The sequence below is a fragment of the Mesorhizobium sp. M1A.T.Ca.IN.004.03.1.1 genome (genome assembly GCF_003997555.1).
Taxonomy (GTDB): Bacteria; Pseudomonadota; Alphaproteobacteria; order Rhizobiales; family Rhizobiaceae; genus Mesorhizobium.
Genome location: NZ_RZTV01000003.1, coordinates 204503 through 226219, shown reverse-complemented (window position 1 = coordinate 226219; position 21717 = coordinate 204503). Strand labels below are relative to the sequence as shown.

Below are 21717 nucleotides of genomic sequence, written 5' to 3'. Positions count from 1 at the left end.
AAGGCGACAGAGGGGGTCGCCGCGCGTGAAACGCCTTGCTGGCGCGCGACGCGCGAGGGCGTTGGCGCTCTACGTGAGACGACCCCCTCTGCCCTGCCGGGCATCTCCCCCGCAAGGCGGGAGATTAGCTGCTTCGACGCCTTGCCCCTCTCCTCCCAAGCCCCATTTCCCTCCCCCTAGCGTCCAGCAATCGGAGCCCGACGCCTCATGACCAGCCAGACAATCATCGATCCTCCCGAACACGGCCATTTCAGGAACGGCCAGGCCAGCAATGGCGCAAGCCCCACCACCTTGTCCATCCACCTCACCATCAACGGCCGTGACCACGCGCTCGATATCGAGCCGCGGGTTACCCTGCTCGACGCGTTGCGCGAGCGGCTCCACCTCACCGGCACCAAGAAGGGCTGCGACCAGGGCCAGTGCGGCGCCTGCACCGTTCATGTCGACGGTGAGCGGGTGCTCGCCTGCCTGACGCTCGCCGCCCAGGTCGAGGGACGCTCGATCACGACAATAGAAGGGCTCGCCGACGAAGACGGCACGCTGCACGCCGTGCAGGCCGCCTTCCTCGAACAGGACGCCTTCCAGTGCGGCTATTGCACGCCCGGACAGATCATGTCGGCGGTGGCCTGTATCCGCGAGGGCCATGCCGGCTCCGACGTGGAGATCCGCGAATACATGGCCGGCAATCTGTGCCGCTGCGGCGCCTATCCGCACATCGTCACCGCCGTCCGCCAGGCAGCCAGGGAGCTCCGCTCATGAGAGACTTTTCCTATCTTCGCGCCGACAGCGTCGAGGCCGCGCGCAACGCGGCCGCCCTTCCCGGCGCCATGCTGCTTGCCGGCGGCACGACGCTCATCGATCTCGCCAAATGCGGCGTCGCCGAACCGGCCACCGTCATCGATATCAGCCATATCGAGGCGCTCAACGCCATTGATGTAACCGCCGACCGCGCCGTCATCGGCGCGCTGGCCAAGATGAGCCATGTCGCCGACAACGCCGAGGTGAAAAGCCACTTCCCGGCGGTTTCGGAAGCGTTGTGGCAGGCGGCCTCGGCGCAGCTGCGCAACATGGCGACCATCGGCGGCAACCTGATGCAGCGCACGCGCTGTCCCTATTTCCGCGATCCGCAGAACTTCCCGGCCTGCAACAAACGCGAGCCGGGCAGCGGCTGCTCGGCGATCGGCGGGGTCACGCGCGGCCATGCGGTGCTCGGCACCAGCGAAGCCTGCATCGCCACCTATCCGGGCGATCTTGCCATCGCGCTGGTCGCCTTCGACGCCGAGGTCGATCTCGGCGAGCGGAAGCTGAAAGTCGAGGACTTCTTCCTCGCCCCTGGCGCCACGGCCGAACGCGAGCACGACATCCGCCCCGGCGAAATGATCACGGCCATCGAGATCCCGGGCTCCGCCGCGGCCCGGCGCTCGACCTATCTCAAGGTCCGCGACCGCCAGTCCTATGAGTTCGCGGCGGCGAGCGCTGCCGTCGGACTGGAGCTCGAGAGCGACGGCCGCACCATACGCGACATCCGCGTCGCGGTCGGCGGCGTCGCGACGAAACCGTGGCGGGCGCGCGCCGTCGAAGAGGCGCTGAAGGGCAAGCCGCTCGACGAAGCGTCCGTTCGCAAGGCGAGCGATCTCGCCATGGAGGGCGCCGTCGACCACGGCGCCAACCACTACAAGATCGCATTGGCGCCCCGCGTGATCGCGCGCGCCATCCTGAAATTGGGAGAAACGGCATGACCGTTCATGACATGAAACACGCAGGCTCCGACAGCGCGCGCCTCGAAGCGGTGGGCGGGCGCCTGACGCGCGTCGACGGCCCGGCCAAGATCACCGGCGCGGCGCGTTACGCGTTCGAACAGCAGCTCGAAGGGCTGACCCATGCGGTGCTGGTCGGCGCGACGATTGCCGCCGGCAAGGTCACCGGCATCGACACGCGCGCGGCTGAAACCGCGCCAGGCGTGCTCGCGGTGCTGACGCCCGAGACCATCATGGAACTGCATTCGGCATCGGACTGGTTCGGCAGACAGCCGTCCGAAGAAACCTATTGCCCGCTCGTGCGCGAGGTCACCTTTTCCGGCCAGCACGTTGCTGCCGTCGTGGCCGAGACCTTCGAGCAGGCCGTCGCCGCCGCGGCGCTGGTCAAGGTCAGCTATGACGAGACGCCGGCAGTCGTCGACCTGAGCGACGGCAGCGACGGTATTCCGGTCGACGCCATGACCAAGGAATGGGGCGACGCCGAGGCCGCCTTTGCCGAGGCACCGGTGCGCGTCTGCGCCGCCTACAACACGCCGCGCGAGTTCCAGGCGGCTATGGAGCCGCACGGGCTGATCGCGCGCTGGGAGGGCGACCAGCTCACCATCTGGGAACCGAGCCAGTGGCTCGACGGCATGGCGCGCACCTATGCCGAATGGTTCGGCGTGCCGTTCGAGAATGTGCGGCTGGTCTCGCCCTATATCGGCGGCGGCTTCGGCTCCAAGGCGCTGGCGCTCGCGCACAGCGCGGTGGCGGCGGCGGCGGCAAAGATGCTCGGACGCCCGGTGAAGCTGGTGCTCAACCGCCCGCAGAATTTCACCTCCTATGGCGGCCGCGCCGCGACGCGCCAGACGGTTGCGATCGGCGCCGACAAGGCGGGCCGCATCCAGTCGATCGTGCATCGCGGCGTCAACGAGACGGCGGTCGACGGCATGTGGGTCGAGCCGCTCGGCTCCGTCACCTCGATCATGTATGCGACGCCCAATTTCTCCTCGAAACAGAATGTGGTCAGGGTGAACACGGTGGTGCCGGGGGCGAAGCGCGCGCCGGGCGAGAACCCGAGCGCCTTCGGTATCGAATGCGCCATCGACGAGCTCGCCCATGAGCTCGGTATCGACCCGCTGGAGATGCGGCTGATCAATTATGCCGAGCAGGATCCCCACGCGAAGAAGGCGTGGTCGACAAGGCAGTTGCGGGAGGCCTTTGCCGCCGGCGCGGAAGCCTTCGGCTGGGCTAAGCGTTCGCGCGAGCCGCGCTCGATGCGTGACGGCCACCAGCTCATCGGCTGGGGCGTCGCGGCCGGCACCTATCCGGTTCGGCGCGCCTATGGCGAGGCCGTGGTGAAGCTCCTGGCCGACGGCTCGGTCGAGGTCGAGAGCTCCTCCATCGACATGGGCCAGGGCACCTACACGATCCTGGCGCAGACCGCGGCCGAGACGCTTGGCGTGCCGGTGGAGAAGGTGTCGGTGAGGCTGGGGGATTCCCATTTCGCCCGCGCCGGCGTCACCGGCGGCTCGCGGCTTGCCGGGGTCATGACCGGCGCCGTCTACAAGGCGGCGGGCCAGGCGCTGGACGAGCTGATCGGGCTGGCGCTCTCCGACCCGCGCTCGCCCTTCCATGGGCTGCAGGCGAACACGCTTCAAGTGAAGGGTGGCCGCATCGCCTCGCCGCGCGGTGACGGCCCGGAGTTCTCGATCGCCGAGCTGATGCACGCCCTCGGTCGCGAAAAGATCGAGGCCAAGGGCGACACGGTTCCGGCCAGCTTCACGCCGGAGCAGCGCTACAACAACTACACTACCATCGCCATGGCGCTGCCGCACACCGAGGGCGATTATTCCCGCCACTCCTGGTGCGCGCATTTCGTCGAGGTGCGCGTCGACGAGGATTTTGGCACGGTGCGCGTGTCGCGCGTCGTGTCGGCGCTCGATTCCGGCCGGCTCTACAACCCCAAGCTGGCGGAGAGCCAGTGGAAGGGCGGCATCATCATGGGTATCGGACAGGCGCTGCTGGAAGAAGGCATCGTCGACCGCCGCCATGGCCGGATCGTCAACGGCAATCTCGCCGACTACATGCTGCCGACCAATGCCGACATCCCGGATATCCAGACGATCTCGGTCGGCATCCCCGACCCGCATTCCTCGGCGCTGGGCGGCAAGGGCGTCGGCGAGCTCGGCATCGTCGGCGTGGCGCCGGCGATTGCGAATGCGGTGTTCCACGCCACCGGAAAGCGGGTGCGGGACCTGCCGATTACGCTGGAGAAGCTGATTTAGCGCCGGCCTTGTCTCCCCCCTCGAGGGGGAGATGTCGCCGAAGGCGACAGAGGGGGTCGCCGCGCGTGGGGCGCCAACCTACAACCGTCGCAATAGGCTGAGTCCAGTCGGACCGACCCCCTCTGCCCTGCCGGGCATCTCCCCCTCGAGGGGGGGAGATCACTTGCCCTGGCTCTGGCCCTTCAAAAACTGGCTGAGCAGATCCATCGGCAGCGGGAACACCACGGTCGATGAGCGCTCGCCGGCGATGTCGTGCAGGGCCTCGAAATAGCGCAGCTGCATGGCCTGCGGTTCGGCCGCCAGCATGCGGCCGGCCTCGACCAGCTTGGCCGCCGCCTGCTGCTCGCCGTCGGCGTTGATGACCTTGGCGCGCCGCAGCCGCTCGGCCTCTGCCTGCTTGGCGATGGCCCGGACCATGCTCTCATTCAGGTCGACATGCTTGATCTCGACATTGGAGACCTTGATGCCCCAGGCATCGGTGCGCTGGTCGAGGATGTCCTGGATGTCGCTGTTGAGCTTGTCGCGCTCGGCCAGCATCTCGTCCAACTCGTGCTTGCCGAGCACCGAGCGCAGCGTGGTCTGCGCCAGCTGGTTGGTGGCGGTCATGAAATCCTCGACCTGGATGATCGCCCGCTCGGCGTCGACGATGCGGAAATAGAGCACCGCGTTGACCTTGACCGAGACATTGTCGCGCGAGATGACGTCCTGCGGCGGCACGTCCTGCACCACAACGCGCAGGTCCACGCGCACCATCTGCTGGATGAAGGGAACGAGCAGGATGAGGCCGGGCCCCTTGACCCCGGTGAAGCGGCCGAGCGTGAAGACCACGCCGCGCTCATATTCCCTCAGGATGCGGATCGCCGCCGACAGGAACATGATCACCAGCAGCGCGAGGATCAGATAGGCGACATAGCCGAGCGTCATCGTTTTGCTCCGTCGTTTCCCGCTCCGTTGTGACCTGCACCACGCCGCCGCACCGTCAGCACGAGATCGCTGACGGCGGTCACCTCAGCACGATCTCCGGGCGCGATCGGCTCCTCGGCCTTGGCGCGCCAGCGCTCGCCGAGCGCCAGCACATGACCTTCTCCGCCTTCCCAGTCGAGAACGTCCACGGAAAGACCGTGCATGGCCCCGCCGCCGACGCGCGGCGGATTGCGGCGCGCCGCCCAAAGATAGCTGCCGGCCAGCAGCGCGAGGCCCAGCGTCAGCGCCGCGGCGGGGCCGATGACCGCCCACGATATGGCGAAGCCCGGCCCCTCGACCTTGAGCAGCATGGCCGCGCCGAGCAGGAACGCGGCCGCGCCGCCGACACCCAGCACCACTGTCGGGCTGAATGCCTCGACGATGAGGAAGGCGACGCCGAGCAGCATCAGGGCGAGACCGGTATAGTTGATCGGCAAGAGATCGAGCGCGTAGAGGCCGAGTACGAGGCAGATGGCGCCAATGACGCCAGGCGCCACCGCACCTGGGCTCGTGACCTCGAAGACGATGCCGTAGAAGCCGATCAGCATCAGGAGGACGGCAACGTTCGGATCGGTGATGACCGCGAGAAGCCGGATGAACCAGCCGGGATCCAGGACCTCGACGGCCAGGCCCTTCGTCGCCAGCACCTCTTTCTTGCCGGCCACGTCGACGGTGCGGCCGTCGGCGAGCTGCAGCAGCTCCGCCGTGTCACGGGCGACGAAGTCGATGACATGTTGCTGCAGCGCCGCACCTGCCGAGAGGCTCGCCGCCTCGCGAACCGCCTTCTCGCCCCAGTCGCCATTGCGCCCGCGCAGTTCGGCGAGGGAGCGGATTAGCGCCACCGCGTCGTTGGTCGCCTTGGCCGTCATCGGGTCCCCGGCTGGCTTCCCGGTGTCCTTGTCGTCCTTCTCACCGCCGGGAAGCGAGGGCAGCCCGCCGATCTCGACCGGAGTCGCGGCGCCCAGATTGGTGCCGGGCGCCATCGCCGCGACATGGGTCGAGTAAAGGATATAGGTTCCGGCGCTCGCCGCATGACCGCCGGCGGGCGCGACATAGCCGATGACGGGAACGGGGGACGCCAGGATATCGGCGATCATCTCGCGCATCGAGGTGACGAGGCCGCCGGGCGTGTCGAGCTGAAGGATGAGAGCCCCGGCGTTGCGCTCGGCCGCGGTCTTGAGCGCTTCCTTGAGCTGGCGCGAACTCGCCGGACCGATGGCGCCGTCAATCGCGATGCTCAAGGCCATCCTCTCCCCCGCCGTTTCGGCCGAGGAGAAGGGGAAAACCGCCGCGGCGGCCATGAAAGCCGCTGCCAGAAGGGCCACCCGCGCGAGTTTCACGCCTCAAAGCTCCTTGGGATTCAATATGGGGTTGTGCCGGGGCAAGTCCAATGAGGGCAGCGGAGCGGGTAATCTCCCTCCTCACGATTCCACGGCAATTTCGACGTCGCCTCCAACGCTGGCTCCCTCGCCCGTACGTCATTGTCCCCATCGACGGCGCGAATGAACGCGCTCGCAACAATGGAGACGACAATGACGACGATGGATCGTTTGCAGTACGAAACCGACCGCACGGGCTTCAACCTGTTCGGCTCTGCCCGCCGCGGATTGCGGCTGGCCTATCACGCCATGCGGATGCGCAGCGATCGCGCCGCGCTGCGCGCCATGCCAGACTATTTGCTCAAAGACATGGGCATCAGCCGCTCGCAGATCGAGCACTACACGTCCACGCGCGCCGCGCTCGCCGCAGCCGGCAGGACGGATGCCTGAAGCGGATGAACGACTGCATCGGCGGCCGGCCGGACGGCTGGTGAAAACCCCGGCTCGCCGGGGTTTTCGCGTTCCGACGCGAGGCACTGCCGGCATTGGAACCGGTCGCGGGCTGTCCGCCCAAATGAAACGGGCGATGCAATTTCCACGGTGGGCGTATCAGAAATTCCACGCTGCCATCCACTCTCGTTCAAACGCATCGGCGTCAGAAAGGAAGCCGTCACGGCAACCAAGCCGCAAAGCAACCTTCGGAGTAGTCACATGCAACCCAGCACCAAACCTGCCCGCGTTCCGCTCAACGGCGTCGACACACCGAACCTCCTGGCGACCATCAATTTCGTCGCCGGTCAGCCGGAGCTGGCGAAGTTCCAGTTCCGCGCCCACAACGAATGGATCGAAGGCACCCACAGCAAGAGCGTCATGCATGGCTTCCACGGTGCCGGCCAGGAGCAGAAGCACGAGAAGCCCTTCTATGCCGACAGCGACCATCCGGCGATCCTGTGCGGCGCCGACAACGCCCCGACCCCTGTCGAGTGGCTGCTGCATGGGCTGGCGAGCTGCCTGATGGCGGGGCTCGCCAACATCGCCGCCGCGCGCGGCATCAAGCTCACCAGCGTGAAGTGCTCGGTCGATGGCGACATCGACCTGCGCGGCATCCTCGGCATCTCGAACGAGGTACGCAACGGCTTCCAGAACATCCAGGTGTCGTTCGAGGTCGAAGGCGACGCGCCGGCCGAGAAGCTTGAGCAGCTGGTCGAGCAGGCCCGCGCACGCTCGGCCGTGTTCGACGTGCTGACCAACGGCGTGCCGGTCACGGTCGGCATCAAGACCATCCAGTGAACTAAAGCGCGTCGACCTGAAAACGGTTCAGGCGACGCGCCTTAGTTCTTTGTTCTGACGCATGTCGTTGTCTCAGAACCGCTGCACACTTCTGGGCGACATGCGTTAGCTGAAGCGACGGTTCGGAGAGATCCGGACCGTCTCTTCCAGGGCCTCGGAACAGAGCCATGAAACATGCTGACGTCGTCATCATCGGCGGCGGGCAGGCCGGGCTTGCGCTCAGCCATTGCCTTGGCCGCGCCGGAATCGACCATGTCGTGCTGGAGCGCGGCCGCATCGGCGAGCGCTGGCGCACGCAGAGCTGGCGATCGCTAAGGCTGTTGACGCCGAACTGGCTGAACGGCCTGCCCGGCTCGCCCTATGACGGCCGGGACCCCGACGGCTTCAGGACAAAGGACGTGTTCGTCCATGATCTCGAAACCTATGCAAGCCGCTGGCAGGTGCCGGTGGAATGCAACGTCGAGGTCACCTCCTGCAGGCGGACCGGCGGCGGCTTCGCGCTCGCCACCGGCGCCGGCGACTGGTCGGCTAGGGTCGTAGTGGTGGCGACGGGGCATTGCGACCGGCCGATGATGCCCTTTGTGTCCGAGACCAGAGGCGGACCGCTGAATATCCACGCTTCGCAGTATCGCTCTCCCGGCGAGCTGCCGCCCGGCGGGGTGCTGATCGTCGGCGCCTCATCTTCCGGCGTGCAGATCGCCGACGAGCTCGCGCGCGCCGGCCGGCGTGTGATGCTGTCCGTCGGCAAGCATACGCGCCTGCCGAGACTGTGGCGCGGCAAGGACATCTTCTTCTGGCTCTGTCAGATGGGCGTGATGGCCCAGCCGCTCGACGGACTTGCCAATCCGGAGAGCACCAGGCGGCAGCCCTCGCTGCAACTCGCCGGACGACCGGACAAGGCCGATGTCGACCTTGCCACACTGCAGGCGCTCGGCGTCGAGCTCACCGGCCGCGTGCGCGGCATAGCCAACCGCGAGATCGCCTTTGCCGACGATCTTGCCGCGCAGATCGCGGCGGCGGACGCGAAGCAGGGGCGGCTGCTTGCCGAGATCGACCGCTTCGCCGGCGCCGCCCGGCCCGGCCGGCGCGAGCCGGTGGCGACGCCCTCTGCGCGCCGCCAGCGGCTTTCGCTGTCTGAGGGGGCGACCGGCACGGTGATCTGGGCGACGGGCTATGCCCGCTCGTTCGACTGGCTGGAGCCGTCGGCGGTTGGGCCGGATGGCGAGCTGGCGCACCGCGGCGGGATCACCAGCGTTCCCGGACTCTACGCGCTCGGCTTCCGCTTTCTGCGCAAGCGCGATTCCAACTTCATCGGCGGCGCCGGCGTCGACGCGCAAGCGATCGCCGCCGAGGTCTCCATCTATCTCGACCGCAAAGGTCGCCAAGCCGCCTGAGAGGCCGCCGTGAGGACACCGGAGATGCCAACGACCGCGATTTCCCTGCCGCCCACGCCCAAGCGCGCCCATTACGACGCCATCATCGTCGGTGCGCGCTGCGCTGGGGCCTCGACGGCGCTGCTGCTTGCCCGCGCCGGCCTGACGGTGCTGACGATCGAGCGCCGGCCCTACGGCTCAGACACGCTGTCGACGCACGCGCTGATGCGGCCCGCCGTGCTGCAGCTGTCGCGCTGGGGCCTGCTCAAACCGCTGCTCAGGGCCGGCACGCCGCTGATCGAGACAACGACGTTCCACTATGGCGAGGAGGAGATCACGATTCCGCTCAATGCCGGGCCCGATCTTCCCGGGCTGATCGCGCCCAGGCGCACCGTGCTCGACCGCATGCTCGTCGATGCCGCGCGCAAGGCCGGCGCCGAGTTCCTGCACGACGTGGCGGTCGGCGACCTCTTTGCCGACACGCGCGGACGCGTGCGAGGCGTCGAGATCCGCGGCGCCGGCCGCGCGGCCTTACGTTTAAGCGCCGACATCGTGATCGGCGCCGACGGCATCGGCTCCACGGTGGCGAAATGCTGCGACGCGCAAGTGCTCAGAAGGGGCACGGTCTCGGCAGCCCATGTTTATGGCTACGCGCCGGTCGAACCCGGCGCCGGCTATCACTGGTATTTCCGCGACGGCATCGCCGGCTCCCTCATTCCGACCAATGGCGGGCTGGCCTGCATCGTCGCTTCGGTGCCGACCAAGCTGTTCGACGAGCGCTTCCGCCTTGATCATTTCCGCGCCCGGATGGAGGTGCTGGAGGCGCTTTCGCCCGCACTGGCCGAACAGGCGAGCCGGGCGCCCGACGATGCCCGCCTGCAGGCTTTCCGTGGCGTGCCGGGCTACATCCGCCACGCCCACGGCCCAGGCTGGGCGCTGATCGGCGATGCCGGCTTCTTCCGCGACCCGCTCACCTCGCATGGCATTGCCGACGCGCTGCGCGATGCCGAGGGCTTGGCGCGGGCGATCCTGGACGGATCGGAGGCAGCCTTCGCGACCTGGCAGCAGGAGCGCGATCTCTTCGCCTATCAGATCCTCGACACCACCGACGCCATTGCCGGCTTCGACTGGTCGCTGGCCGATATCGGCGAGCGGCATCGCCGCTTCAGCGCGGTGATGAAGGCCGAGGTCCGGGCGCTCGCCGCACACGCGATCCCGGTCCGCCGCGCCGCGTCCGCCATGAGCGGGCTGGCGACTTATCGAGCGCCGGCAAACGAACCGCAGGCAATGGCGGGCTCGAGCCTCTATCGCAACCGAACGGGAGTAAGACCATGACCGTACATTTGATGAAGGACGGGTGGATCGGCGTCATCAAGGGGCGGCCGCAGGTCGGCGCCGTCGCCGAGCGTTCGCGGCGCACGCAACCGCAGGATATCGACGCCTTCGCGGAGATGACCGGCGACCGCAACCCGCTGCACTACGACAAGGCCTTGGCCGAGGCCTCGGTGTTCGGCAAGCTCATCGTGCAGGGCGGCGTCACCTCCGGCATCCTGAACGCGGTGGTCGCGGAGGACCTTCCCGGGCCCGGCTCGGTGTTCCTCGAAGTCTCCTGGAAATTCGTCAAGGCGGTCGGCGTCGGCGAACTGATCACCGGCCGCGTCGAGGTCAAGGACGTGCGCGCCGACAAGCCGATCACGAAATTGGAGACCTCGGTGCGCAACGAGGCCGGCGAGCTTTGTCTCACCGGCACCGCGACGGTGTTCACCGTGCCGCTCGCCGGGGGCGAGGCGGACAAATGATCGCCGGCAACGGTTCGGCCCGGCTTTCGGTTCCCGAGCCGGGCCGATAGCCGTCAATAGTCGGTGTCGCTTTCGACGGTGACCGGACGATGGTGGTAGCGGTGATGACGCTCGACTGAGCTCGTGACGACGACGGCGTCCGAGCGGTGATGGCGATGCCAGGCGCGGCGGCCGTTGTCATAGAATGCGACGGTGCCGTGATCGCGGTGATGAAGGCGGTGGCCTTCCTCATTGATGACGATGGCGGGACGGTGATGGTAATGGTGCCTGTGATGCGTCGTGATGACCACATCGGCCTCGGCGGCGGATGCGACGGCGGGTGCCGCGACGCAAAGCGCCAACGCTGCGAGAAGCACTGTTTTCATTGCAAGATTCCTGGTTGGTGGAGCGTCCCTTCGCCGGATAAACCCCTGCCGGGCTGTTTGGTTCCGGCCTGGATCGGGCTGCCCGGCAGCAACGCAGCGAAGGTCATTTCGGGCGTTCGCGCCGCAGCGCAACATATCTGAGGTAAGTGCTCGCCGCGGCGTCGCAGGCGCGTCGCGACGGTCCGTTCGCGATCAACATGGCCTTGGCAAGCTTGTCGGAGAGCCCGTATTTGCTGGCGAAGGACGCTGTTTCATAGGGCTGGTCTTCCAGATCGTCCGCGAGTCCGTCGGTCATATATCGCCTCCCGATGCAATGGCGCGTCAGAAATGCGGAAGCATGACTTAGGTTGCGGCGGTCGATCCTCTTCTTTGCTTTCCGGACTTCAGTCCGACGGCGCTTCGGACGGTTGGCCGATGAGTGGAACGAACGCTCTTGGTCGCCGTTTGCCGGCAAGCAATTCGCCGATGGGAGGATAAATATGGAAGACCCTACCAACAGTGTCCTGGAGGCTCGCTGGCTGCTTGCCGTGCCGGCCTCGATGGTCCTCACCGTGCTGATAGCCGGGTTCCTGCTTTCATAGCGTCGCCCATGAATCGGCTCCTCTTCATCCTCGCCGATTTTCTGTCTAGGCCGCCCGGCTTCTATGCGATGGTTATCGCGATGGTTGCGTGCACCTTGCTCGTACCCTTCGGACTTACCAACACGGTGACCTATGCCCTGTCGGCAGCGGCCATCATCATCACGGGGATCGTGCTTATCCAGGGGTACCGGGACACGGCGGCCATCCACGCCAAACTCGACGAGATCGTGATCGCGCTGCGGCAGACACGCAATGACGTGGTTGGGCTCGAGCATGCCGACACGCAAGAGATCAAGTCGAAGCTGGTCGAGCTGGAGCGCGAAGCGGAAGCCGGCTCGGCCGAGGCGGCATCGCAAAACGAGACGAATGAGGCCGGTGCCGCAGCGGGCGGGGGGCGTTGGGGTAGCTGAAGCACCGGCCGAAGGGGCGGAATGGGCACCGCCGCCACCCAAAGATAAGCTTCCCACACCAAGATTAAATTACGCGATCGCGGTAGGAGATTTCCTACGACCCTGCCGTACCGGCGACGAAGGCCCGGACATGGGCGACGAACTCGTCGAAGGCCGGCTCGCCCTCGAGCAGGATGTGGTTTTGGCTTTCCAGCTCGAAGAAGCTGGCGCCGGGAATACCCGCCGCCATGGTGCGGCCGGACTCGACCGGGGCAACATTGTCTTCCCGCGCGTGCAGCACCAGGGTCGGCACCCGCACTTTTTCGAGCAGCTCGCTGACATCGATCACGGAAAAGGCGGTCTGCAGGCGCCAGGCGTCGTCCGGCAAAACCGTGCGCCGCATCAGATCGTCCATCCAGGCGAAATGTTCGTGCGTGGCGCCGGGGATGAACATGGAGCAGAAGGCCTGGCGGAACATCGGGTTCGACTTGCCCCAGCTCTCGCGCATCAGCGTCGACACGGCCTCGCGCGTGGCGATCTCGCCGGCGTCGCCGCGCGCCCGCCAGCCTTTAACGTAGCCGCCGTAGAGGATCATGCCCGAGACTTTCTCGGGGTGGCGTATGGCATAGGCGATCGAAACCGCGCAGCTCTGCGACAGACCAAGAAGCGTGAAGCGATCGAGCCCCGCGGCCTCGACGACGCATTCGAGATCCGACACCATCGTGTCGAACGAGACGTCGGCCACGTGGCGTTGCGACAGGCCATTGCAGCGCTCGTCGTAGCGCACCAACTGGTTCCGGCGTGACAGTTCCCTCATCCAGTGCCGCCAGATCGGGCTGTCCCAGTCGAAGGTCAGATGCGACATCCAATGCGCGGCGCGCAGGATGGGCGGGCCGCTGCCGGTCTTGGCAAAAGCAAGCCTTGTGCCGTCGCGAGCCCGGCAGAAATGGACGGCGCGGCCGGGATCCTGCGCGGGCGTCGGGCGGTTGGCAAGCTGAGTGGAAGGTGATTGCATCTGGGCCACGTCCGTGGCGCCGCGTTGCGCGGAGCGTCCCGTCGGCTGGGCGGCTGCCGCCCTCACCTTCTCTTCCAGCGCCGCGATCTCTTCCGCCAGGCCGATATCCTCCGGCAGCAGCCGGCGCAGGCGCCTGGCAAGCGGCAGCGCACGCCTCGGCTCGCCGGCCAGGCGCTCGATCAGCTCGCGCAACATGCCGAGCTCGGCGATCTCGACCTCGCTGGCGACGCCCGCGCGCCAGGCCTCGTATTCGAAGCAGCGTTCAAGCGAAAGATCGGCAAGGAAATCGCCGCGGATCGAACCGGCCGCGGCCTCCAGCTCTTCCGTGGACGCCATGGAAAGATCGGCCTTCACCAGCGGCAGCAGCCGGGCATAGTCCGTGCCAAGTTTCAGCGAGACAGTGTTGCGGTCGGCGACCAGAGCGGATTCGTCGTCGCCGAGCACCTGGCGGATCTTGGACAGGCTCCAGCGCAAGGCGCCGCGCGGATCGTCGGGAATGTCCCAGAAGATTTCGCAGAGCCGCTCGCGCTGATGCGCCTTGCCGGTGACGGCGAGATAGGCAAGCAAGGCTCTCGTCTTGCGCGACGGAGGCAGGTCGAGCAGCGCGCCGTCGCGGACCACCTGGAAATCGCCGAGCACGCACAGGTCCAGCAGCCCCTTATGCGGAGCGTCGGTCATCCGGCCGGGCACCCTTTCACTGCCATCTGGCTCCTCGTCGATGCGGCGGGAGAAGACCGCAACGGAATATCAAAATCGGCTAATTTACGGAAGCCGATACGGCAAGAAGGACGTTGGGAATGTGCGATGGGTTACATTGGCGGCGATGCGTACTCTCCCTTCGAGGGGGAGCTGTCGCCGAAGGTGACAGAGGGGGCGCTTCGCGTGAAGCGCCAGCGCTTTCCCCGACATCAGACGGCGTTGGCAATCCAAGTGAGACGACCCCCTCTGTCCTGCCGGACATCTCCCCCGCAAGGGGGGAGATTGGATGTCACCGGCGCTTTCGCAAACTTCCAACCACCGCAATTGCCACCGCCAGGGCGACCAAACCCGCCGCCACTGCGAACGCAAACCCCATCCCGCCCGCGACTGCTTCCGGTGTCGCGGCGCCGATCTCGCCAGTGCCCACTGCGAAGGCAAACACCGCGCCCATCACCGCCGTGCCGGTGATCAGGCCGAGATTGCGCGACAGGCTGAGCATGCCCGAGACCACGCCGCGCTCGTTCTTATCGACATCGGCCATGACGGCGGTGTTGTTCGCCGCCTGAAAGAGCTGATAGCCGGGCGTCAACAGCATGATCGCCGCCGCGTAGCCGGCGATGCCGAACAGCGCCGGCAGCAGAGTGAGCGCGGCGCAGCCGATGGTCATCAGCACCAGCCCGGCAACGACCATGGCGGACGCGCCCAGGCGATCGACGATACGGCCGGCAATCACGCCGCACAGCGCCGAGACGACCGGGCCGATCGACAGCACGGCGCCGACCTGCGCTTCGCCCAGGCCCAGCGCGCGCGACAGGAAGAAGGGCCCGACGACAAGCGTCGCCATCATCACGGTGGAGACCAGCCCGTTCATGGCAAGGCTCGGCGCCAGCACCGGATCGCTGAACAGCGCTGGTTTGACCAGAGGCGACGCCACTCTCCGCTGCGCATAGAGGAACAGAGCGGCGCCGAGACCGGCCATGCCGAGCAGCGCGATGTTCGTGCCGCCGAAATGGCCGCGTCCTGTCGTCATCGCCAGCGCATAGGCGGCGAGCGTCAAGGCAAGCAGCAGTGTGCCCAGCGCGTCGAAGCGCGGGCCAACGCCCTGCGCCTCATTGCGGAGGATCGTCGCGGTTTGATCGCCCGGCAGGAAGCGCCGGGCGAGGATCATCGCCACGACACCCAGCCCGGCAGTGACGAGGAAGATCGCGCGCCAGCCGAGGGAAGCGATCAGCACGCCGCCAAGCGACGGCCCAAGCGCGGTGCCGATCGCGGACATGGTGCCGAGCAGGCCCATGGCGCTCCCGGTGCGCTCTTTCGGCATCGTCGTGCCGACCAAGGCCATGGTCAGCGCCATCATCACCGCGGCGCCGAGGCCTTGAGCGGCGCGGGCGGCGACCAGCAGCGGCAGCGACGGCGCAAGCGCGGCCGCCAGCGACGCGGCGCTGAACAGGCCAAGACCGGCGACCAGCAGCAGCCGGCGGCCGACGAGATCGCCAAGACGCCCGACGCTGACGATGAGCGCGGTGATGACAAGCAGATAGGCAAGCACCACCCATTGCACCGCCTGGAAAGATGCGGCGAAGGCGGTGCTCAGCGTCGGCAGCGCGACATTGGCGATGCTGGTGCTGAGCGAGGACAAAAGCATCGCCAGCGACAGGCTGGCCAGCGCGCCGCTTGCCGAGCGGCTTGCGGGAACGGTGCGCGGATCTGCGATATCGGCCATGGTTCTTCTCCGGCTCGGGTGGAACTTGCCGGGAGAATAGGCGCCTGGCCCATATGGCGGAACGCGCAGCATTTGCACTCGAATAGTGCATGAAGCGCCATGTCACTGCATCGAGGACGTGCTAAGATCGCACCATGTCGCGACCCGATCTCAACCTGCTCGTCACGCTGGACGTGCTCATCGCCGAAGGCAGTGTCGCGAAAGCCGCGCGGCGGCTGAAGCTCAGCCCCTCGGCAATGAGCCGCGCGCTCGCAAGACTGCGCGAGGTGACCGGCGATCCGCTTTTGGTCCGCGCCGGGCGCGGCCTGGTGCCGACGCCGCGCGCCATCGAGCTCGGGACGGATGTCGGCCGGCTGGTGAAGGAGGCGGAGGCTGTGCTGCGCCCCGCCGAACGCCTTGATCTGAAGCGGCTTACGCGCAGTTTCACGCTGCGCAACAGCGATGGTTTTGTGGAAAATTTCGGCCCTGCCCTTCTCGCGCGCGTCGCCGAGGAAGCGCCGGGCGTGCAGCTGCGCTTCGTGCCGAAGCCCGACAAGGACAGCGCGCCGATGCGCGAAGGCAGTGTCGATCTCGAGACCGGCGTTATCGGCGGCTCGACCGGCCCGGAGGTGCGGGCGCAGGCGCTGTTCCGCGACCGTTTCGTCGGCGTGGTGCGCATCGGCCATCCGCTGTGCGACGGCAAGATCACCGCCGCCCGCTTCGCCGCCGGCCGGCATATATTGATCTCTCGCCGCGGGCTGGATCGCGGGCCTATCGACGACGTGCTGGAACTCGCCGGGCTGACGCGGACGATCGCCACCGTGGTCGGCGGCTTTGCGGAAGCGCTGGCGCTGGCGCGCGGCTCCGATCTCATCGCCACGGTGCCCGAGCGCTATACCGGCAAGCTGCGCGAAGGCCTGCTCACCTTCGCACTGCCGGTGAAGCTCGCCGGGCTCACCATTTCGCTGCTATGGCACCCGCGCCTCGACGCCGACCCCGCGCATCGCTGGCTGCGGGGCCTGGTGAGGGAGATCTGCGGAGGGCGGTGAGACAGCCGATCTCCTTTCGCGGCGACCGGCACGCAGGCAGGCGAGGCGCGAAGGAACGCCGCGCCGACAGACCGACACGCCGGGACGGAGCGGAGGGACGCCCAACAAGAACCCCCGCTCCGTCGCTGCGCGAGCACCTCTGCCCGATCTGCCGGCCAGGACCTGCGCCGGGACACTTCGAGCAACCGATCGCCCACCCTCATCGGATGGCGAATTTTAGCATCCCCGCATGTGCGCATCATGAAGCGGTTCACAGAGCGGCAGCGTTCCTCCCCAGCCTTTGAGGGGCGACGAAACCGCTAGCGCGACGGGGAAGTCGCTGCCGTTTGCCCGCCAATGCTGCGTTGCCGAAATGCGCCCAAAAAAAGTCAGGTTGACAACCGGACCTCAAAACGCCTCAACCAGTGAAAAACCAGCCTATTCAAACGTGTAGGCGGCAACATTCGTGTCGCTTGCCGCAACCGCCGAAAAGCCCGGAAATCCGCCATTTCGGAGCCTGCCGGCGCGGCAACCGCGGAAATGCGGCAGCCCGATTTCGGCGCTGCACAACGGAAAAAAACGCTGTTCCGGAGGCGCCGCCGCCGACGTTGACAGCCAGCCGGGCCAATGGCAATCCGCAGTGACTGGTCACGCCATGACCGTTGCTGTTGGGGACGGACGGGGTTTCAGCAGCTTGGCGGCGGCGCCGGACGGGCGGGCACTTGCGTAGTGTACCGCCCGCTCCTGGCCGGCAGCGGCGCGAGGTTTCGCGTACGAGGCTGCAAAGGGTGCGCCAGACCGCCATTGACGACCCGTTGCCAGCTTTTCAAGCGTCGGCTTGCTGTACGTCTTCTTGATCGCAATTCCCACCTGAAGACGCTTCGCGTGGGCGAGCGCCGCCGGGGAGCGACCATCAAGCTTGCGGCCGGAAGCGTTCACCAGGCGCTCCGTACGACGCAACAGGTCGTAAGAGCGGATCAGCGCCCTTCTGCTCTCCTCAATCAGTTGGTCCTGGAAATCTGCGGCCGCGTGCCCGCGCGGGCAAGTGGGGATTCTTGTTCTCGAGCATGCCGCTCTCCCTGTTCAGACGGGAGCGCGGATCAACGTCTCTCAGTCGCCAATGGTGTCCGGTGGGTGGTTACCAGCGATACGGCAGGGTACGCCGATTGGTGCGCCGTGGCAAAGCCAATAGTTTCGACCGATCTCGGACCGCCGCAAAGAAGTGCCGCAGGGCGGCCTGGCTCGCCTCAGAAGGTAAAGCCGGACGACGGCGCGGCGGCGGTCGCGGCCGACAGCCTGCCGCGCTTTTGCAGCCGCGGCTTTTCGTAAGTCTTCTTCATCGTCCATTCCTGGGCGGGTCAACGACCTGCGCAGGTGAACGCGATGCGGCCGCCCTGTCAAGCTTAGCCCGGGAATGCTTGCCCTGCTGGCTGTTGCTTAGGTCAGCGCGGCGGGAGCGGGGCCGACGACCCGGCAACGACGCTCGACAGCTTCTGGCGCTTCACCAGCACCGGTTTCTCATAGATCTTCTTCATGGATATGCCCCTTGCCCAATTTGCCGCCTCAAGACGCAAGGGAAGTGCCGTTTTGTCAAAAAACGTTTTCGTGAGATGCGTGCAAAGCGAGCCGGCTGCAACCGAATGCGGGCAGGCTATGGTGAGCCGGCAACATCGAGCCTGCTGAGGTTCGTTCCTAGCCCGCGTGCTGCAGCCAATGGCGGTCGAACACGTCGAGGATGGCGCGGTACTCGGACGGCGGGATTTGGTTGACGCCGCCGTCGCTGTCGGCACTGAGGAACTGGCCGAGCTGCCGGTCGACCGCTTCCGGGTGCTCCATGACGATGCCGAGGCTCGCGAGATCGGCGGCGATCGAGGTGCCCGGCGGCAGGTACCCGCCCCATTGCTCGGCGGCTGGCGCATCGCGCAGGCGCACCAGCAGGATTCTTGTCAGCGAGGGCTGCGCCTCCGGGCCGATGATGGCGGTGCCGACCATATAGCCGCCGAGCACGCTCACCGGCTGCGTCTGCGGGAACAGGCAAAGGAAGAACTGCGCTTCGCCGCCCACCTCCTTCAGATGTAGGTAGAGGCTGCGCTTTGCCGGCGTGACCGGCCCGCCGAGCTGCAACTGCCCGGTCGGCAATGTCTCGCGATATGTGGCGGTGAACGCATGCGCGCCGGGTCCGGCCTCGATCGACAGGCGGCCCCTGATGAGTTGGCCGCGATAGTAAGGCGACCAGGCGCGCGAATAGCAGGCATAGGTCCCGGCAAGCGCCAGCCCGGTGCCCTTGTCGTCATGCCCGGGCGAGGCCTCGACCTGCGCGTGGGCGCGGCGTTCGAGCTCCGTCGCGTCGATGCCGTGCCGGGCCGCGATCGCGGCCGTGAAGCTCGGCAGATCGCTCTCGGCGATCCAGGCGCCGGGTCGCTCGAGGCGCAGCACTTTCGCCCAGTCTTCGTAGACGCTGTGCTCGCGAGGCTGGGCGCGGCCTTGCAGCCATTTGTCGGCGCGGCCGATATCGAAAGCCGTCTTCGGATTGACCGCTCGGAACGCCGCCGCCAGATCCTTGCGGCTGGCGGTTCCCAGCACGACCGAAGTCAGTCGTAACTTCTGCGCGATGTTCAGTGCCATCCGGCTGCACCTGTTCCGTCCCGACAGAATCGGGATTGGCCTCTTGTTCGAGCGAAGATCATGCTTTCACGGCCGCCGCAAGCTCACTGGGCAGTGCAACCAGGAGCAAGCAAGCCGTCCCGCCGGCTCCGCAGCAGCGCCGCAAGACGATCCAGGCCAAGCCATCCGCCTGCACTGGACCTGCATTTCTAGCGCGCTCCGAAGGATCCGGGCTTCTGCCCGGATCGGCGAGGCAGAACAGAAACGGCCGGACAAGGGCCGAACCAGACAGCCACCCGGCCAGCCTGAGGGCTGGGGCGTGGCGCCGCCGGCGGGGCCGGCGCCTGCCCGCGCGGATCGCAAAGCCGCGCGGTTCGCGCGGGCCTTCGGGCCGGTCAATTGAGGGGGAAAGTCGCCTCCCTCATCCAGCCGCCTGCAGCTCCTTCTTGCGGGCCGGCCGGCGGCGTGGCCGGCGTTGCGGCGCAAGCTTCAGCATCACCGGCGGCTCGCTCGACAGGGCGCCCGTCACGGCGCTGACCATGCCATGGGCGACGAAATCGGCGTTAAGCCCGGCGGCAAGTTCGGCCGCGGCCTTGGCGTCGCTGTTGCCGATTTCCGACCAGGACACGATCCCGACCCTGAGACGCGGTTTCAGCCGCTTCAGCCGCCGCACCATGAAGCGCGCGTGCTTGGTGGAGTCGCGGTTGAGGAAACCGATCACCACCGTATCGACGCCGCTCAGGTCGAGGCGGCGGATCCCGGCAGGTTCGAGGTCAATGAAACTCGCTCTCGACACTTCGGCGCCCTGCACCTCCAGCACCTGCGCCAGCATAGCGGCGGCGGCGTCGTCGAGCTCGCCCCGCCCGCCGGCGCAAAGCACGGAGAAGCCCACGCCATCCGGAAGATCGACCTCCTCGGATAGAGGCTCCTTGCCGTCGCCGGCCTTCCGATCGTTCGCCTTGCCTTCAGCAGCCTTGCCCGCGGTGATCTTGGCTGAGGCTGCCTTGCCCGGCGAGGCCTCGGCCGAGGCAGTGGCTGCCTGCTGGTCCTCTTCCTCCTCGGCTTCCGCCTCCTCCGCTTCCTCCTGGGCGCTGGCGTCCAGATTGGCGACGAGCGTCAGCGCGCTCGCCGCTACCTGTTTGCGCTGTTCGTCATCCATGACGCCGCGCATGCGGTCCTGCTCGCCAAGCAGCAGCGCCGGAATCGCCACCTGGTCGTAGAACTCGAACAGGTATTTTTCTTCGAGCATCTCCTCGGCGTGGTCGGTCGCCTCGTCCGGATCGGCGGCAAGCAGCCGCTGATAGAGACGCGCATGAGGCTCGAGCACCGGCTCGTTGCCGAACAGCACGTCGAGGAACTCGAACTGCGGAACGTGGCGGCCGAGGACGACGAGGCAGACGGTGAGCGGCGTCGACAGCACCAGGCCGATCGGCCCCCAGAGCCAGGTCCAGAAGATCGCCGCGACGATGATGGCGAGCGGCGAGAGGCCGGTGCGCGAGCCATAGAGCCATGGCTCGATGACGTTGCCGGTGATCAGCTCCATGGCGATGAACAGTGCCCCGGTCCACAGAAGCAGCGACCAGCCGGGCGCCACCGCCAGCGCCAGGAACAGCGGCAGCAGCGCGCCGATGATCGGCCCGATATAGGGAACGAAGCGCAGGGCGAGCGCCAGCATGCCCCAAAGCAGCGCATTGGGTATGCCCAGCACCCACAGGCCGATGGTGATCGGGATGGCGTAGATGACGTTCACCACCAGCTGCATCAACAGATACTGGCCGACCCGCTTGCCGGCATCTTGCAGCGCCTGGGTGGTGCGGTGGAGATCGCCATAGCCGACGAGACGGATGAAGCGGTCGCGCAGATCCTCCCGCTCCATCAGCATGAAGATGACGACGACGACCACAAGGCCGGCCGAGCCGAGCGGGCTGAGCAGCGGCTCGATGACCTTTTGCAACACTTCGAGCGGCCTTTCCTGCGCGACGATCTCGACCGGGATCGGATCGCGCTTCGGCGTCTGGGCGGCGGACGGCAGTTGCGGCTCCTGGCGCTCGAATTCCTGGCCGACGCGCTCGATCACGCCGCTCAAGCGCGAGATGATGCCGTTGCCCAGCCCGTTTTCCTTCAGCGCGCGGATCTTTGTCAGGATGTTGATCTGATAGACGGGGATGTTCTGGGCGAGGTCGCTGACCTGCGTGGCCACCACGAAGGAGAACAGCGCAAGCGCGGCAAAGGCGCCCAAAACGCTGGCAATCACGGCAGGCAGGCGCGGAATGCCGACGCGTTTCAACGCCGACACGAGCGGCGCGATGGCGAAAGTCAACAGCAGCGCGACTGCGATCGGCAAAAACACTTCGCGCCCGAAATAGAGCGCCGCAACCGACGCGACGACGGTTGCGACCGTCGGCAGCGCCGTGCGCGGATGGCTGCGCGAGGCAGCAAGCAGGCCCGCCAGCCCCGGTTCCGGCTCGCGCGTGCCGTTCTGACGATTATCCGCCACCGTGAGTCTCCACCCTGCCCGCCATGATTGGCTTTCGCCGGCGTGCAACGCGCGGATCGGAGGATGGTT

The 21717-nt window shown here is 66.9% G+C and carries 21 protein-coding genes; 10 read left to right on the top strand and 11 right to left on the bottom strand.

Annotated features, from left to right (window positions below; all coding sequences use genetic code 11):
• The first annotated feature begins 291 nt into the window (after positions 1 to 291).
• Genes EOD29_RS11325 through EOD29_RS11315 form a run of 3 tightly spaced genes read left to right on the top strand, consistent with a single transcriptional unit; the run spans position 292 to position 4024 of the window.
• Entirely contained in the window at positions 292 to 759 is a 468-nt protein-coding gene (locus EOD29_RS11325) for a (2Fe-2S)-binding protein (RefSeq protein WP_292272094.1), read from the top strand.
• Positions 756 to 1739 carry a xanthine dehydrogenase family protein subunit M gene (locus EOD29_RS11320; RefSeq protein WP_127246749.1) on the top strand — a complete coding sequence of 328 codons (984 nt, stop codon included), beginning with the start codon at positions 756 to 758 and terminating at the stop codon, positions 1737 to 1739. Before EOD29_RS11325 ends, EOD29_RS11320 begins: the two co-directional genes overlap by 4 nt.
• The gene (locus tag EOD29_RS11315) at positions 1736 to 4024 is read left to right on the top strand and encodes a xanthine dehydrogenase family protein molybdopterin-binding subunit (protein WP_127246748.1); all 2289 of its coding nucleotides are present in this window, start codon (positions 1736 to 1738) and stop codon (positions 4022 to 4024) included. Before EOD29_RS11320 ends, EOD29_RS11315 begins: the two co-directional genes overlap by 4 nt.
• A gap of 159 nt (positions 4025 to 4183) precedes the next feature.
• Here EOD29_RS11315 and EOD29_RS11310 read toward each other — a convergent pair whose 3' ends face one another.
• Together EOD29_RS11310 and EOD29_RS11305 are read right to left on the bottom strand one after the other, a co-directional pair.
• On the bottom strand, positions 4184 to 4948 hold the full coding sequence (locus EOD29_RS11310; protein WP_095801424.1) for a slipin family protein: 765 nt from the start codon (positions 4946 to 4948) through the stop codon (positions 4184 to 4186).
• Positions 4945 to 6327 carry a nodulation protein NfeD gene (locus tag EOD29_RS11305; protein WP_127215966.1) on the bottom strand — a complete coding sequence of 461 codons (1383 nt, stop codon included), beginning with the start codon at positions 6325 to 6327 and terminating at the stop codon, positions 4945 to 4947. Before EOD29_RS11305 ends, EOD29_RS11310 begins: the two co-directional genes overlap by 4 nt.
• 192 nt (positions 6328 to 6519) lie before the next feature.
• On the opposite strand from EOD29_RS11305, the gene EOD29_RS11300 reads away from it, so the two are divergent.
• The 5 genes from EOD29_RS11300 (at position 6520) to EOD29_RS11280 (ending at position 10768) form a co-directional block, all read left to right on the top strand.
• On the top strand, positions 6520 to 6756 hold the full coding sequence (locus EOD29_RS11300) for a DUF1127 domain-containing protein (protein WP_164746786.1): 237 nt from the start codon (positions 6520 to 6522) through the stop codon (positions 6754 to 6756).
• 261 nt (positions 6757 to 7017) lie between these two features.
• The gene (locus EOD29_RS11295; RefSeq protein ID WP_127246747.1) at positions 7018 to 7596 is read left to right on the top strand and encodes an OsmC family protein; all 579 of its coding nucleotides are present in this window, start codon (positions 7018 to 7020) and stop codon (positions 7594 to 7596) included.
• A gap of 167 nt (positions 7597 to 7763) precedes the next feature.
• Positions 7764 to 8990, top strand: coding sequence for an NAD(P)/FAD-dependent oxidoreductase (locus EOD29_RS11290; RefSeq protein ID WP_127246746.1), 1227 nt, complete (start codon positions 7764 to 7766; stop codon positions 8988 to 8990).
• A 24-nt stretch (positions 8991 to 9014) separates the two neighbouring features.
• The gene (locus EOD29_RS11285) at positions 9015 to 10304 is read left to right on the top strand and encodes an NAD(P)/FAD-dependent oxidoreductase (protein WP_127246745.1); all 1290 of its coding nucleotides are present in this window, start codon (positions 9015 to 9017) and stop codon (positions 10302 to 10304) included.
• The gene (locus EOD29_RS11280) at positions 10301 to 10768 is read left to right on the top strand and encodes a MaoC family dehydratase (RefSeq protein WP_082953788.1); all 468 of its coding nucleotides are present in this window, start codon (positions 10301 to 10303) and stop codon (positions 10766 to 10768) included. Before EOD29_RS11285 ends, EOD29_RS11280 begins: the two co-directional genes overlap by 4 nt.
• A gap of 53 nt (positions 10769 to 10821) precedes the next feature.
• Here EOD29_RS11280 and EOD29_RS11275 read toward each other — a convergent pair whose 3' ends face one another.
• Together EOD29_RS11275 and EOD29_RS11270 are read right to left on the bottom strand one after the other, a co-directional pair.
• Positions 10822 to 11133 carry a hypothetical protein gene (locus tag EOD29_RS11275; RefSeq protein WP_095824561.1) on the bottom strand — a complete coding sequence of 104 codons (312 nt, stop codon included), beginning with the start codon at positions 11131 to 11133 and terminating at the stop codon, positions 10822 to 10824.
• 103 nt (positions 11134 to 11236) lie between these two features.
• Complete coding sequence (locus tag EOD29_RS11270) at positions 11237 to 11428, bottom strand: hypothetical protein (RefSeq protein ID WP_066999471.1); 192 nt, start codon at positions 11426 to 11428, stop codon at positions 11237 to 11239.
• A 294-nt stretch (positions 11429 to 11722) separates the two neighbouring features.
• On the opposite strand from EOD29_RS11270, the gene EOD29_RS11265 reads away from it, so the two are divergent.
• On the top strand, positions 11723 to 12124 hold the full coding sequence (locus tag EOD29_RS11265; RefSeq protein ID WP_095801430.1) for a low affinity iron permease family protein: 402 nt from the start codon (positions 11723 to 11725) through the stop codon (positions 12122 to 12124).
• Between the two features lie 94 nt (positions 12125 to 12218).
• Here the strand turns inward: EOD29_RS11265 and EOD29_RS37120 are convergent, their stop codons facing one another.
• Both EOD29_RS37120 and EOD29_RS11255 read right to left on the bottom strand, forming a co-directional pair.
• A complete protein-coding gene (locus tag EOD29_RS37120; RefSeq protein WP_245475315.1) occupies positions 12219 to 13796 on the bottom strand; it encodes an alpha/beta hydrolase in 1578 nt (525 codons plus the stop codon).
• A 310-nt stretch (positions 13797 to 14106) separates the two neighbouring features.
• On the bottom strand, positions 14107 to 15540 hold the full coding sequence (locus EOD29_RS11255; protein WP_127246744.1) for an MFS transporter: 1434 nt from the start codon (positions 15538 to 15540) through the stop codon (positions 14107 to 14109).
• A 134-nt stretch (positions 15541 to 15674) separates the two neighbouring features.
• Here EOD29_RS11255 and EOD29_RS11250 point away from each other — a divergent pair, with 134 nt between their 5' ends.
• A complete protein-coding gene (locus EOD29_RS11250) occupies positions 15675 to 16568 on the top strand; it encodes a LysR family transcriptional regulator (RefSeq protein ID WP_127246743.1) in 894 nt (297 codons plus the stop codon).
• A 627-nt stretch (positions 16569 to 17195) separates the two neighbouring features.
• Here EOD29_RS11250 and EOD29_RS11245 read toward each other — a convergent pair.
• From EOD29_RS11245 to EOD29_RS11225, 5 genes are all read right to left on the bottom strand, one after another.
• Positions 17196 to 17486, bottom strand: coding sequence for a hypothetical protein (locus tag EOD29_RS11245; protein WP_127246742.1), 291 nt, complete (start codon positions 17484 to 17486; stop codon positions 17196 to 17198).
• Positions 17487 to 17794: 308 nt separating this feature from the next.
• Entirely contained in the window at positions 17795 to 17887 is a 93-nt protein-coding gene (locus tag EOD29_RS11240; protein WP_082953785.1) for a hypothetical protein, read from the bottom strand.
• Positions 17888 to 17989: 102 nt separating this feature from the next.
• Positions 17990 to 18082 (bottom strand): hypothetical protein, encoded by a 93-nt coding sequence (locus EOD29_RS11235; protein ID WP_082953784.1) that lies wholly within the window; start codon positions 18080 to 18082, stop codon positions 17990 to 17992.
• 157 nt (positions 18083 to 18239) lie between these two features.
• Positions 18240 to 19172 (bottom strand): hypothetical protein, encoded by a 933-nt coding sequence (locus EOD29_RS11230; RefSeq protein ID WP_095801433.1) that lies wholly within the window; start codon positions 19170 to 19172, stop codon positions 18240 to 18242.
• A gap of 400 nt (positions 19173 to 19572) precedes the next feature.
• Positions 19573 to 21648: an AI-2E family transporter gene (locus EOD29_RS11225; RefSeq protein WP_095824563.1), complete on the bottom strand. Its 2076-nt coding sequence runs from the start codon at positions 21646 to 21648 to the stop codon at positions 19573 to 19575.
• Positions 21649 to 21717: the final 69 nt, after the last annotated feature.